This is a genomic window from Pseudomonas sp. Irchel 3H3 (assembly GCF_900187635.1).
Lineage (GTDB): Bacteria > Pseudomonadota > Gammaproteobacteria > Pseudomonadales > Pseudomonadaceae > Aquipseudomonas.
Window position 1 is genome coordinate 1 of the sequence record NZ_FYEC01000036.1, and the last position, 13,501, is coordinate 13,501.

The window sequence follows — 13,501 nt, forward strand, 5'->3', positions numbered from 1 at the left end:
AGTGATCAGGTCGGCTTTAAGGCCGCCTCGCTTTGTTTTTGATCCTGGGCGCCCCGTTAACCACGCTGGCCGTACTTCGATATTGATTTGGGGGGTAAACCGGCAGGACGCCGGTTTAGCCGCACTGGGCCAGGGAGGGCCCATTGCGGCGGCCCCCCAAATCAATGTCGGAGTACGGGCATGCCGAGCCTAAGCGAGGCACCGAGTGGTGGGGTAAGAGCGTTTTGCTTACTTTTGGGCTCCTCCAAAAGTGAGCCGCTGTAAAAGCGGAACCATAGGAGGCCGTTACCGAAGAAATGGATATGTACCCGGTCTAATCCAACACCCCAGAGGCCGCCACGCGAGCAAGCTCCCTCGCCACAGGCCGCTACAACGTTGTGTAGATACCTATGCCGCGATGGGTCTAAACGCGTAGTCCATCGCGGACAAGCCTTGCTCCTACCGAAAAGGGTCGCTCAGGGCGCCGGGGTTTTGCCCAGCATCCACACCAGCCCGCTGGCCTTGGCGCGTTCATGGCACAACCCCAGCACCTGGCGGCGCTCGTCGTTGTCCATCCGGCTCCAGCGGGTAATTTCGCCGACAGTACGCTGGCAACCGGTGCAGATGTCCTGCTCGTCCAGCGCGCAAATATTCACGCAGGGCGACATCACGGGTCTTTCAGGGGTAGTCATGGTTCCTGCTCGACCAAGTCCACGGCATACCGCTGGGAGCGATGCACATAGTGTGCGGCAGAGGCTTGGAGCATCTTTATCTGCGGCTCGGTCAGCTCGCGCACCACTTTGCCAGGCGAGCCCATGACCAGAGAACCATCAGGGATCTGCTTGTTTTCGCCGATCAGCGAGTTGGCGCCGATGATGCAGTTCTTGCCGATCTTCGCCCCATTGAGGATCACCGCGTTAATCCCGATCAGGCTGTTGTCGCCCACCGTGCAGCCGTGGAGCATGGCGTTGTGGCCGATGGTAACCCCGGTACCGAGGGTCAGCGGGTAGCCCATGTCGGTGTGCATCACGGTACCGTCCTGCACATTGCTGTTCTTGCCGATCAGGATCAGCTCATTGTCCCCGCGCAAGACCGCGTTGAACCAGACACTGGCGCCCTCTTCCAACTTGACCTTGCCAATCAGCACGGCGTTCGGTGCAACCCAGCTCTGCGGGTGGGTCTCGACACGGGCGTCGCCCAGGCGGTATTTCATCGTTGTTATCCTCATGGCTCAGGCAGCCGCGGGTAAATGCCGGATGGCGTCAGGTATTGATAAAGCTCTTGGGAGGTTGATGCAGGCTGATCTTCGCGTCATAGAGCAGATTGATCAACTCGACAATCATGATCGCGGTCAGGCCCCAGATCTTGTATTCGCCATAACGGTAACTCGGCACATACCAACTGCGCCCCTGATAATCGATGCGGTGCGTGTGTTCACGTGGGTCAGTGCGAAAGAACTCCAGCGGCACACTGAACACTGCGGCAATTTCCGCATCGTTGGCGCGGTACTCGACGAAGTCCGGAATCACCGCCACATAGGGCGTGACCTTGATTCCGTGCAGCGAGATCAGCGGACTCAGGGGCCCAATCACTTCCACCAACCCCGGCGGCAGGCCGATTTCCTCTTCGGCTTCGCGCAGGGCGGTGAACACCAGGTCCGGGTCTTCGGGATCGCGCCGCCCGCCAGGGAAGGCCACTTCACCGCCATGGGTCGAGAGCCCGCTGGCGCGCAGGGTCAGAACCAGTTCCGGTTCGTCACTGCGGGTGATGGGCACGAGCACTGCAGCTTCAGGGAAACGTCGGTCGGTTTCCAGCGTACGTGGCGTGTGATTGCTTACCCGGTGCAGTAGCTCGTCCAGCATGAGTGCTCTCGATCTGTTGGCTACCTTGCATCATGCACCAAACCTACAGGCCGCCCAACCCCCGGGCTGCAGCATGTCGCTAAACGACAACTTGCCGACAGACACTGTGGCACGCCAAGATAGGCGCGGCCTATTCGGAAGACCCAGCATGAAATTCTGCAGCCAGTGCGGTAACCCAGTAACGCAACGTATCCCCGAAGGCGATTCGCGCCTGCGGTTTGTCTGCGACAGCTGTCAGACCATTCACTACCAGAACCCCAACATCGTCGCCGGCTGCCTGCCAACCTGGGGCACCCAGGTGCTGCTGTGCCGTCGCGCCATAGAACCACGCCGGGGTTACTGGACCCTGCCGGCCGGTTTCATGGAGAACGGCGAGACCGTCGAACAGGCGGCCGTGCGCGAAACTGCCGAGGAAGCCTGCGCACGGGTGCGCAACCTGAACATCTACACGCTGATCGATGTACCGCACATCAGCCAGGTCCACGTATTCTTTCGCGCCGAACTGGTCGACCTGGACTTTGCCGCAGGCGAAGAAAGCCTGGAAGTGCGGCTTTTCGAGGAAGCGGACATCCCTTGGTCAGAGCTGGCTTTCCGCACGGTGGGCCGTACCCTAGAATGCTACTTCGCTGACCGCTTGCGGGGGGATTACCCGGTGCGCAGCGAGTCCATTCCTCCGCTTGCTCAGCCTGCGATCACTTAAACAACAAAAAGTACGCCGTACTCTCAGGGATATCGTTTTAATGCGCTGGTTGCTCGCGTTCCTCTGCCTGTCGTTCGCTGTCGTTTCCCAGGCTTCCAGCGTGGAAACCCTGGACGGCAAAATCGTCGAAAAAGTCCTGGTGCTCAAATCCGCCCGTCAGTTGCAACTGATCAATGACGGTAAGCCCATCAAGACCTACCGCATCTCATTGGGCCGCAACCCCAAGGGCCAAAAGCTCATGGAAGGCGACCGACGCACCCCCGAAGGCCTGTACTGGCTGGACTGGCGCAAAGTCAGCGAGCGCTTCAACCTGGCCATGCACATCTCCTACCCGAATATCAGCGACGCTGCGCGCTCACGCCGCGAGGGCGTGGCCCCAGGCGGCATGATCATGATTCACGGCACCCCGGACACCGAAGAAAACCCCGAAGACCTGTTCCACACCCTGGACTGGACCGACGGCTGCGTCGCCATGCGTAACGTCGACATGCGCGAAGTCTGGGGCCTGGTGCCCGATGGCACGATGATCGAAATCCGGCCCTGAAGGGCCTATATGCCCACAAAGCCAAGATCAAAAGATCGTCGCCTACGGCATCTCCTGCCGGGCAACAAAAAACCCGCTGAAATCGCTTTCAGCGGGTTTTTTGTTTGAGCGGCGGGAAGTTTAGAACGCCTCCAACCGCCACACCTCATAAGCCGGCGTCTCATAGGGATGGCTCTGCTTCAGGGCCATCACCACCGAACGAATCAACTCATCAGCCACTACCAGCTCAACCTTCCATTCCTCGACCTGCTCCACCTGACCAGTCTGCCCGAGGAACGGCTGGCTGCCGTCCAACGGGCGAAACTGACCCAGGCCAAGCACCTGCCACGAACACTGGTCATAAGCGCCGATCCGCCCGCCACCGGCAGCGAACACCGCACTCTTGACCACCTCGACGTGACTGGCCGGAACAAAAAAGCTGAGCTTGTACACAGCTGCTAGTTCACCCACACGCGAGCATTACGGAACATGCGCATCCACGGTGCATCTTCGTTCCACTCTTCCGAGCGCCACGAGTTCTGCACAGCGCGGAATACCCGCTCCGGGTGCGGCATCATGATGGTCACGCGACCGTCACGACTGGTCAAACCGGTGATCCCACGCGGCGAACCGTTCGGGTTGGCCGGGTAGCTCTCGGTAACCTTGCCGTGGTTGTCGACGAAACGCATCGCCACGCAACCCGACAGATCCGCTTCCAGCAACGCCTCTTCGCTGGAGAACTCGGCATGACCTTCGCCGTGGGCAATGGCGATCGGCATGCGCGAACCGGCCATGCCTTGCAGGAAGATCGAGTTCGACTCCTGGACCTGGACCATGGCCACACGGGCTTCGAACTGCTCGGAACGGTTACGCACGAAGTGCGGCCAGAATTCGCTGCCCGGGATCAGCTCGTGCAGGTTGGACATCATCTGGCAACCGTTGCACACCCCGAGGGTGAAGCTGTCGTTACGCTCGAAGAAGCTCTGGAACGCATCGCGGGCGCGGCTGTTGAACAGGGCCGACTTGGCCCAGCCTTCACCGGCACCCAGGACGTCGCCGTAGGAGAAACCACCGCAAGCCACCAGGCCCTTGAACTCGTTCAGGTCGACGCGGCCGGCCAGAATGTCGCTCATGTGCACGTCGATCGCGCTGAAACCGGCACGATCGAACGCTGCCGCCATTTCCACCTGGCCGTTGACGCCCTGCTCACGCAGTACGGCAACTTGTGGGCGAATGCCTTTCTTGATGTAAGGCGCGGCGATGTCCTGGTTGACGTCGAAGCTGAGCTTGACGCTCAGGCCCGGGTTGTCTTCCTCCAGCAGCACGTCGAACTCTTGTTCGGCGCAGTCGGCGTTGTCACGCAGGCGCTGGATCTGGTAGCTGGTCTCGGCCCACTGGCGTTGCAGCAGTCGACGCTGGCCTTCGAACACGGTGTCACCGTTGAAGGTGATGTTGATCTCGCCGTTGTTCATTGGCTGGCCGATCACCGACACGCAGTCGCCCAGGCCCGCAGCGCTGAACTGCGCGAGGATGTCCGGGGTAGCGTCCTGGCGTACCTGGATCACCGCGCCCAGCTCTTCGTTGAACAGGATCGCGGCGATGTCGGCCGAGGTTTCCGCCAAACCGTCGAGGTTGAGGCTCAGGCCGCAGTGGCCGGCAAACGCCATTTCCACGGTGCTGGTCAACAGGCCACCGTCGGAACGGTCGTGGTAAGCCAGCAAGTGACCGTCGGCGTTGAGGCCCTGGATCACCGCGAAGAAGGCTTTCAGGTCTTCGGCGTCGTCGACGTCCGGAGCCTGGCTGCCGAGCTTGCCGTGCACCTGGGCCAGGATCGAGGCGCCCATGCGGTTCTGGCCACGACCCAGGTCGATCAGGATCAGGTCGGTGGTGCCCTTGTCCATGCGCAGTTGCGGGGTCAGGGTCTGACGGATGTCGGTCACTGGGGCAAAGCCGGTGACGATCAGCGACATCGGCGAGGTCACGGTCTTGTCGACGCCCTCGTCGTTCCAGCGAGTGGCCATGGACATCGAGTCCTTGCCCACTGGAATGGTGATGCCCAACTCAGGGCACAGCTCCATACCGACCGCTTTCACGGTGTCGTACAGACGCGCGTCTTCGCCCGGGTGACCGGCAGCCGACATCCAGTTCGCCGACAACTTGATGTCGGAGAGCTTGGCGATGCGCGAAGCGGCGATGTTGGTCAGGGTTTCGCCGATGGCCATGCGGCCCGACGCCGGAGCGTCCAGCAGGGCCAGCGGAGTACGCTCGCCCATCGCCATGGCTTCACCGGTGTAGACGTCGAAGCTGGTGGCGGTCACGGCCACGTCAGCCACGGGTACCTGCCATGGGCCAACCATTTGGTCACGGGCCACGAGCCCGGTGATGGTGCGGTCGCCAATGGTGATCAGGAAGCTCTTGCTGGCCACGGCCGGGTGATGCAGGACGCGCTCGACACAGTCGGCGATGTTCAGGGTCGACGGATCGAAATCGTCACCCAGTTCGTTTTCCCGAACCACCGAACGGTGCATGCGCGGAGCCTTGCCCAGCAGCACTTCCAGTGGCATGTCCACCGGGCTGTTGCCGAAGTGGCTGTCAGTCACGGTCAGCTGTGGTTCGGCAGTGGCTTCGCCGACCACGGCAAACGGGCAGCGCTCACGTTCGCAGATAGCCTTGAAGCGCTCGAAGTCGGCCGGGCCGACTGCCAGGACGTAACGCTCCTGGGATTCGTTGCTCCAGATTTCGTGCGGGGCCATGCCCGGCTCGTCGTTTGGAATATTGCGCAATTCGAAACGGCCACCGCGGTCGCCGTCGTTGACCAGCTCCGGGAAGGCGTTGGACAGGCCGCCCGCACCCACGTCGTGGATGAAGCTGATCGGGTTGTGTTCACCCAACTGCCAGCAACGGTCGATGACTTCCTGGCAACGGCGTTCCATTTCCGGGTTTTCGCGTTGTACCGAAGCGAAGTCCAGGTCTGCCGAACTGGTGCCGGTGGCCATCGAGGAAGCGGCGCCGCCGCCCAGGCCGATCAGCATCGCCGGGCCACCCAGCACGATCAGCTTGGAGCCGACGAGGATCTCGCCTTTTTGCACGTGCTCTTCACGAATGTTGCCCATGCCGCCGGCCAACATGATCGGCTTGTGGTACCCGCGCACTTCATCACCGTGCGGCGTGGTGATGGATTGTTCGAAGGTACGGAAGTAACCGGTCAGTGCCGGACGACCGAATTCGTTGTTGAACGCCGCGCCGCCCAATGGGCCTTCGATCATGATGTCGAGGGCGGTGACGATGCGCTCAGGCTTGCCGTACGGCACTTCCCACGGCTGTTCGAAGCCCGGGATCTGCAGGTTGGATACGGTGAAGCCGGTCAGGCCAGCCTTCGGCTTGGCGCCGCGACCGGTTGCGCCTTCGTCGCGGATCTCGCCACCGGAGCCGGTGGACGCGCCCGGGAACGGGGCAATCGCCGTCGGGTGGTTGTGCGTCTCGACTTTCATCAGGATGTGCACCGGCTCCTGCACCGCACCGTACTGGCGGGTTTCAGGGTCCGGGAAAAAACGTCCGGCAACGGAGCCGACGATCACCGAGGCGTTGTCCTTGTAGGCCGACAGGACACCTTCGCTGTGCATCACGTAGGTGTTCTTGATCATGCCGAACAGGCTTTTTTCCTGGCTTTCACCGTCAATATCCCAACTGGCGTTGAAGATCTTGTGGCGACAGTGCTCGGAGTTCGCCTGGGCGAACATCATCAGTTCGATGTCGTGCGGGTTGCGCTTGAGGCCGATGAAGGCGTTGACCAGGTAGTCGATCTCGTCTTCGGCCAGGGCCAGGCCCAGCTCGACGTTGGCGGTTTCCAGCGCGGCGCGACCGCCACCCAGGACGTCGATTGCCGTCAGCGGCTTAGGCTCGGAGTGACTGAACAGACCGGCAGCCTGTTCAAGGTTCTCCAGGACGATCTGGGTCATGCGGTCGTGCAGGCCGTCGGCAATCAGCTGGGCCTGGGCGTCGGTGAACTCACCGGCGACATAGAACGCGATACCGCGCTCCAGGCGCTGGATTTTCGCCAGGCCGCAGTTACGGGCAATGTCGCTGGCCTTGCTCGACCAGGGCGAAATGGTGCCAAACCGCGGCAACACCAGGAACAGACGACCGGTCGGCTCTTGTACCGGAACGCTAGGACCGTACTTCAGAAGGCGCGCAAGCACCTGCTGTTCGTCGCCGGTCAGGACGCCGGTGACTTCGGCGAAGTGAGCGAATTCAGCATACAGGCCAGTAACAGCTGGAACCTTCTGGCTCAGTTGCTCAAGGAGTTTGCTGTGGCGAAAGGCAGAAAGGGCAGGAGCGCCGCGCAGGATCAACATCTTCGGGACAGCCTCGGAAGGGGGTGTGCTTTGAGGCCGTGCATTCTAGCCTAAACCGCCCGCGACAGCACCCGAAACGCTACACCCGGTATCACCCGAACGTCGGCCAGGGCTGGCAGGCCTATAACCAATGCTCATCAAGGTAAGTGCCGGCGGTTATTTTGCGCCGGATAAACGCCACCAAACGCCTATTCCTAAGGGCTTGGCGCCAATTTTCAAACATCTAGCAGACAAGCCCTTCACTGTCGAGATATGGCGGCCGTGGTCCTTTGCGTATACTGCGCAGATGTTTTCCCCAATGGTATTGCGTCCGCGAGTGGCCAAATGGCTTCTCGCCACCGGACTCTTCCTGGTGCTCAGCGGCTGTGTTGATAAACCCAACACCCTGGAGCGCGTAAAGGAGGATGGCGTGCTGCGCGTGGTCACGCGTAACAGCCCAGCCACCTACTTCCAGGATCGCAACGGTGAAACCGGCTTCGAATACGAGCTGGTGAAGCGCTTTGCCGACGATCTGGGGGTGGAACTGAAGATCGAAACCGCGGACAACCTCGACGACCTCTTTGAACAGGTGGGCAAGCCCAACGGCCCCGTGCTGGCTGCTGCCGGTCTGGTCAGCAGCGAGAAACGCAAGGCGCAGGTCCGGTTCTCCCACTCCTACCTGGAAGTCACCCCGCAAATCATCTACCGCAATGGCCAGTCGCGCCCAACCAACGCGGCGGACCTGGTGGGCAAGAAGATCATGGTGCTCAAGGGCAGCACCCATGCCGAGCAATTGGCCGTCCTGAAACAGAAAAATCCGCGTATCGAATACGAAGAGTCTGACGCGGTAGAGGTGGTCGACCTGCTGCGCATGGTCGACGAAGGGCAGATTGACCTGACCCTGGTCGACTCCAATGAAGTCGCCATGAACCAGGTGTACTTCCCCAACGTCCGGGTGGCCTTCGACCTCGGTGACGCCAGCAACCAGAGCTGGGCGGTGGCCGCCGGTGAAGACAACAGCCTGCTCAACGAGATCAATGACTTCCTCGACAAGGTCGAGAAGAACGGAACCCTGCAACGCCTCAAGGACCGCTACTACGGGCACGTCGACGTACTCGGCTATGTCGGCGCCTACACCTTTGCCCAGCACCTGCAGCAGCGCCTGCCCAAATACGAACCGCACTTCAAGACCTACGCCAAGAAAGAAAAAGTCGATTGGCGCCTGCTGGCGGCGATTGGCTATCAAGAGTCACTGTGGCAGCCGACAGTTACCTCCAAGACCGGTGTGCGCGGGTTGATGATGCTGACCCAGAACACCGCCCAGGCCATGGGTGTGTCCAACCGCCTGGACGCCCGCCAGAGCATCATGGGCGGCGCCAAGTACCTGGCGTACATGAAGGACCAACTGGACAGTTCGATCCAGGAGCCGGATCGCACCTGGTTCGCCCTCGCCGCCTACAACGTCGGCAGCGGTCACCTGGATGACGCCCGCAAGCTGGCGGCCAAGGAAGGACTGAATCCGGACAAGTGGCTGGATGTGAAGAAGATCCTGCCCCGCCTGTCGCAGAAACAGTGGTACAGCAAGACCCGCTACGGCTACGCCCGTGGTGGCGAGCCTGTGCACTTCGTGGCGAACATCCGTCGTTACTACGACATCCTGACCTGGGTCACGCAGCCACAACTGGAAGGCGACCAGGTGGCCGAGGGTAACTTGCATGTACCCGGCATCGACAAATCAAAACCGGCCCAAGAGCCAGCCCCGCTCTGACAAACGCCTTGAACCAAAGATGGGAGCCAGCCTGCTGGCTCCCACGCTGGTTTTGTATGGTTGCTTAGGCCTTCGCCGCAGCCGCCAGGATCAGTGCCTTCATCTCCGACACCGCCGACTTGAAGCCGACAAACAAGGCATGCGCGACCAGTGCGTGGCCGATGTTCAGTTCGTTGATGCCCTTGATCGCCGCAACGGCTTCGACGTTGTGGTAATGCAGGCCATGACCGGCATTGACGATCAGCCCCTGAGCCAGGCCGCAGGCCACGCCGTCGGCCACGCGCTGCAGCTCTTCGGCGACTTCGGTAGGAGTCTGGGCATCGGCATAACGGCCGGTGTGCAATTCGATGGCCGGGGCACCCACGCGCTTGGAAGCCTCGATCTGCCGCTCATCGGCATCGATAAATAACGACACTTCACAGCCGATTTTGGCCAAGCGCTCTACTGCGGCCTTGATCCGTGCCTCCTGCCCCGCAACATCCAGACCGCCTTCGGTGGTCAGCTCCTGACGGGTTTCCGGAACCAGGCAGATGTGCGCCGGGCGAATGCGTTCGGCGAACGCCATCATTTCCTCAGTCACGCCCATCTCGAAATTCATCCGGGTCTGCAGCACGTCCTTGAGAATCAGTACGTCGCGCTCCTGGATATGCCGGCGATCTTCGCGCAAATGCACCGTGATGCCATCGGCGCCCGCCTCTTCAGCGTCGAGCGCAGCCTTGACGGGGTCAGGGTATCGGGTGCCCCGGGCCTGACGCAGGGTGGCTACGTGGTCGATGTTCACGCCAAGAAGAATGCGGGTGCTGGTGGTCACGGAAAGCGCTCCAGAAGAAGAGAAAGTTCGGTGCACAGCATACGGGGTGATCAGGGCTTGCGAAACAGCTCGCGACTGACCAGGGGACGACCGCCCAGGTGAACGGCCAGCGCCTGGCGCATCAGGCGCTTGGCAGCCGACAGCGCACCGGGGGCGCTCCAGTCCGCTTCGGCCATGGCCAACAGTTCACAGCCATTGAACAGCCCCGGCTGCAACAGGTACACCCGCTCCAACCCGGCATCCACCTGCAGGCGGTACAGACCATCGGCGGCAATCGGCTCGGCGTGGACATCCTGGGTCAGTGCAAAGCCATAGCCCAGGTCATCGAGCAAGCGCCATTCGAAGGAGCGCAACAATGGTTCCAGCGCGCGACCTTCAGCGAGGGCCAGCAAGGTCGCGGCATAGTGCTCGAACACCGCGGGATGGGGATCTTCGGCAGGCAACAGGCGGATCAGCAACTCATTGAGGTACAGGCCACTGAACAGCGCCTCGCCGCTGAGCCAGGTCGAGACGCCGGCACTTTCCATGCGCCCGACGTTTTTCAGCTCGCCGCGCCCACGAAACTCCACTTCCAGCGGCACGAATGGCCGCGCCAGAGTCCCGGCCTTGCCCCGCGCGCTGCGCAACACCGCCCGCAGCCGCCCTTGCGGCGTGAGGAAGTCGACCAATGCACTGTTCTCGCGGTAGGCGCGCGAATGCAGGACGTAGGCGAGTTGGCTGGGTGGCGGAGAGGACATGGGCGTCTCACTGAAGGAGTGCTGTTTTGAAATCAACACAAACCAAATGTGGGAGCGGGCTTGCCCGCGATGGCGGACTTACAGTCAACATCGCTGCTGAATGTTCCATCCTCATCGCGGGCAAGCCCGCTCCCACAGGGTTCTACGGTACAGCGCTAACCGGGTTTACAGGTCGCCGTAACCCAGCGAACGCAGGGCGCGCTCGTCGTCGGACCAGCCACCTTTGACCTTCACCCACAGGTTGAGCATGATCTTGGAGTCGAACAGCAGCTCCATATCCTTGCGCGCCTCGGTGCCGATACGTTTGATCCGCTCGCCCTTGTCGCCAATGATGATCTTCTTCTGACCGTCACGCTCGACGAGGATCAGGGCGTGGATGTGCAGGGTCTTGCCCTGCTGCTTGAACTCTTCGATTTCCACGGTGATCTGGTACGGCAGCTCCGCACCCATCTGGCGCATGATCTTCTCGCGCACCAGCTCAGCGGCGAGGAAGCGGCTGCTGCGGTCGGTGATCTGATCTTCCGGGAAGAAGTGATCGTTTTCCGGCAGGTAACCGGCGATCACCCGCTCCAGCGCTTCGAGGTTATGCCCATGCTGGGCCGAGATCGGCATGATCTGCGCGTTCGGCAGCTGCTCTTGCAGCCAGGTCAGGTGCGGCATCAGCTCGGCTTTGTCTTCGATGCGGTCGGTCTTGTTCAGCGCCACGATCAAAGGACCGGTCACGTACTGCACACGCTCGAGGACCATCTGGTCTTCGTCGGTCCACTTGGTGCGATCGACCACGAAGATCACCACGTCGACGTCTTTCAACGCCGCCGAGGCGGTCTTGTTCATGTAGCGGTTCAGGGCCTTCTCGCCACCCTTGTGCATGCCGGGGGTGTCGACGTAGATCGCTTGCACCGCGCCCTCGGTCTTGATCCCGAGCATGTTGTGGCGGGTGGTCTGCGGTTTACGCGAGGTAATTGCCAGCTTCTGACCCAGGATGTGGTTCAGCAACGTGGATTTGCCCACGTTCGGGCGGCCGACGATGGCGACATAGCCACAGCGAGTTGCAGTTGAATCAGTCATGGCCATTCTCCACGCCCAGGGCTATCAGTGCTGCGGCGGCCGCTACCTGTTCGGCAATACGACGACTCACACCCTGACCTCGGCTTTTTTCATTCAATAAGGTGATTTCACATTCGACGAAGAACGTTCGGCAATGGGGCTCACCCTGGATATCCACCACTTCGTAACGCGGCAGCTCACAGGCACGCGACTGCAGGAATTCCTGCAGGCGGGTCTTTGGATCTTTATTGGTATCGACCAGCGTCAGGCTCTCGAACTCGGAAGCCAGCCAGGCCAGCACGCGTTCGCGCGCCATGTCCATGCCGGCATCCAGGTAGATCGCGCCGATCAGCGCTTCCAGGGCATCGGCCAGGATCGACTCGCGCCGGAAACCGCCGCTCTTCAACTCACCGGAGCCCAGGCGCAGGTAGTCACCCAGATCAAAGCCACGGGCCAGCACTGCCAGTGTCTCGCCTTTGACCAGGCGCGCGCGCAAGCGCGACAGCTGGCCTTCGCGGGCCAGCGGAAAGCGGTCGAACAGCGCTTCACCGGCCACGAAGTTGAGGATGGCATCACCGAGGAATTCCAGGCGTTCGTTGTTGCGCCCGGCAAAGCTGCGGTGAGTCAGGGCCAGGACCATCAGCTCCTGATCCTTGAAGGTGTAGCCGAGCTGACGCTCGAGACGGCTTAAGGAGACGCTCACGGTTTACCCACGCTGAGTTCGTGGTCGACTTCCCCCGCAGCATCGCTGCGAAGGCCTGGGACAAATAACGCTGTGTTCAAAAATTACTTCCTGAATATCGTTGGCTTCAATGCAGTGCGGCAACCTTCTGCAGGTTCCAGAAAAGCATTCGGCGCTGTGTTCAACAGCGCCGTGTGGGATTACTTGATCAGGCCAACCCGCGAGAAATTCGGCAGGTGGCTGAGTTTCGGTTCAGGCCAGCTCATCCAGACCGCAAAGGCCTTGCCGACGATGTTCTGGTCGGGAACCATGCCCAGCAGGTTCTTGGGAATGCTTGGGTCATCCCAGTAGCGACTGTCGTTGGAGTTGTCGCGGTTGTCGCCCATCATGAAATAGTGCCCCGCGGGCACCGTCCATTGACGGTCCGGAGTGGCCCGGTAGCGGCTCATTTCCTTGCGGATCATGTGCTCGGCGACACCGAGTTTTTCCTTGTACAGCTCGGCGCTGCCCAAAGTGCCCGGCTCAGTGCCCACCAGTTGCTCGGCAATCGACTCACCGTTGACGAACAGGCGCTTGTCGGCGGTGTAGCGAATCTGGTCGCCCGGCAGGCCAACCACACGCTTGATGTAGTTGACGTTCGGGTCGCTTGGGTAGCGGAACACCATCACATCGCCGCGCTGCGGATCACCCACCTCGATGACTTTCTTGTCGAGTACTGGCAAGCGGATCCCGTAGGAAAACTTGTTCACCAGAATGAAGTCGCCGACGTCCAGGGTCGGTTTCATCGAACCAGACGGAATCTGGAACGGCTCCACCAGAAACGAACGCAGCACCAGTACGATGAACAGCACCGGAAAGAACGATTTGCCGTATTCCACCAGCAACGGTTCTTTGTTCAGTTTCTCCACGACGACCATGTCGGGTTGGCTGACAGTGCCCTGATACGAGGCAATGGCAGCACGCCGACGCGGCGCCAGAAACACCAGATCGAGCAACGCCAGCAAACCGCAGACGAAGACAGCGATGACCAGCAACAGCGGGAAATTTAGTGACATAGG

General features: G+C 61.1%; 13 protein-coding genes. 3 read left to right on the plus strand and 10 right to left on the minus strand.

From position 1 onward, the window contains the following. Positions 1-455 precede the first annotated feature (455 nt). The 3 genes from CKW24_RS24880 to CKW24_RS24890 are packed head-to-tail and all read right to left on the minus strand — an operon-like array spanning position 456 to position 1,841. Positions 456-671, minus strand: coding sequence for a DUF1289 domain-containing protein (locus CKW24_RS24880; RefSeq protein ID WP_095171167.1), 216 nt, complete (start codon positions 669-671; stop codon positions 456-458). Continuing rightward, positions 668-1,192 carry a gamma carbonic anhydrase family protein gene (locus CKW24_RS24885; RefSeq protein ID WP_095171168.1) on the minus strand — a complete coding sequence of 175 codons (525 nt, stop codon included), beginning with the start codon at positions 1,190-1,192 and terminating at the stop codon, positions 668-670. Before CKW24_RS24885 ends, CKW24_RS24880 begins: the two co-directional genes overlap by 4 nt. A gap of 49 nt (positions 1,193-1,241) precedes the next feature. Continuing rightward, positions 1,242-1,841: a CoA pyrophosphatase gene (locus CKW24_RS24890; protein ID WP_095171171.1), complete on the minus strand. Its 600-nt coding sequence runs from the start codon at positions 1,839-1,841 to the stop codon at positions 1,242-1,244. 148 nt (positions 1,842-1,989) lie between these two features. Between CKW24_RS24890 and CKW24_RS24895 the strand changes: the two genes are divergently transcribed. Both CKW24_RS24895 and CKW24_RS24900 read left to right on the plus strand, forming a co-directional pair. Beyond that, entirely contained in the window at positions 1,990-2,541 is a 552-nt protein-coding gene (locus tag CKW24_RS24895; protein WP_095171173.1) for an NUDIX hydrolase, read from the plus strand. 40 nt (positions 2,542-2,581) lie between these two features. Beyond that, positions 2,582-3,085, plus strand: coding sequence for a murein L,D-transpeptidase family protein (locus CKW24_RS24900; protein ID WP_095171174.1), 504 nt, complete (start codon positions 2,582-2,584; stop codon positions 3,083-3,085). A 120-nt stretch (positions 3,086-3,205) separates the two neighbouring features. On the opposite strand, the gene CKW24_RS24905 is transcribed toward CKW24_RS24900, so the two are convergent. After that, on the minus strand, positions 3,206-3,517 hold the full coding sequence (locus CKW24_RS24905) for a YqfO family protein (RefSeq protein WP_095171176.1): 312 nt from the start codon (positions 3,515-3,517) through the stop codon (positions 3,206-3,208). A 5-nt stretch (positions 3,518-3,522) separates the two neighbouring features. Continuing rightward, complete coding sequence (gene purL / locus CKW24_RS24910) at positions 3,523-7,419, minus strand: phosphoribosylformylglycinamidine synthase (protein WP_095171178.1); 3,897 nt, start codon at positions 7,417-7,419, stop codon at positions 3,523-3,525. A 286-nt stretch (positions 7,420-7,705) separates the two neighbouring features. On the opposite strand from purL, the gene mltF reads away from it, so the two are divergent. Beyond that, a complete protein-coding gene (mltF, locus tag CKW24_RS24915) occupies positions 7,706-9,166 on the plus strand; it encodes a membrane-bound lytic murein transglycosylase MltF (RefSeq protein ID WP_095171180.1) in 1,461 nt (486 codons plus the stop codon). 64 nt (positions 9,167-9,230) lie between these two features. Here the strand turns inward: mltF and pdxJ are convergent, their stop codons facing one another. From pdxJ to lepB, 5 genes are all read right to left on the minus strand, one after another. Beyond that, on the minus strand, positions 9,231-9,977 hold the full coding sequence (gene pdxJ / locus CKW24_RS24920) for a pyridoxine 5'-phosphate synthase (RefSeq protein WP_095171182.1): 747 nt from the start codon (positions 9,975-9,977) through the stop codon (positions 9,231-9,233). Positions 9,978-10,027: 50 nt separating this feature from the next. Next, on the minus strand, positions 10,028-10,714 hold the full coding sequence (recO, locus tag CKW24_RS24925) for a DNA repair protein RecO (protein WP_095171184.1): 687 nt from the start codon (positions 10,712-10,714) through the stop codon (positions 10,028-10,030). 165 nt (positions 10,715-10,879) lie between these two features. Next, a complete protein-coding gene (era, locus tag CKW24_RS24930) occupies positions 10,880-11,782 on the minus strand; it encodes a GTPase Era (protein WP_007944847.1) in 903 nt (300 codons plus the stop codon). After that, positions 11,775-12,464 (minus strand): ribonuclease III, encoded by a 690-nt coding sequence (rnc, locus tag CKW24_RS24935; RefSeq protein ID WP_095171185.1) that lies wholly within the window; start codon positions 12,462-12,464, stop codon positions 11,775-11,777. Before rnc ends, era begins: the two co-directional genes overlap by 8 nt. 179 nt (positions 12,465-12,643) lie before the next feature. Continuing rightward, positions 12,644-13,498 carry a signal peptidase I gene (gene lepB / locus CKW24_RS24940; RefSeq protein ID WP_095171187.1) on the minus strand — a complete coding sequence of 285 codons (855 nt, stop codon included), beginning with the start codon at positions 13,496-13,498 and terminating at the stop codon, positions 12,644-12,646. Positions 13,499-13,501 lie beyond the last annotated feature (3 nt).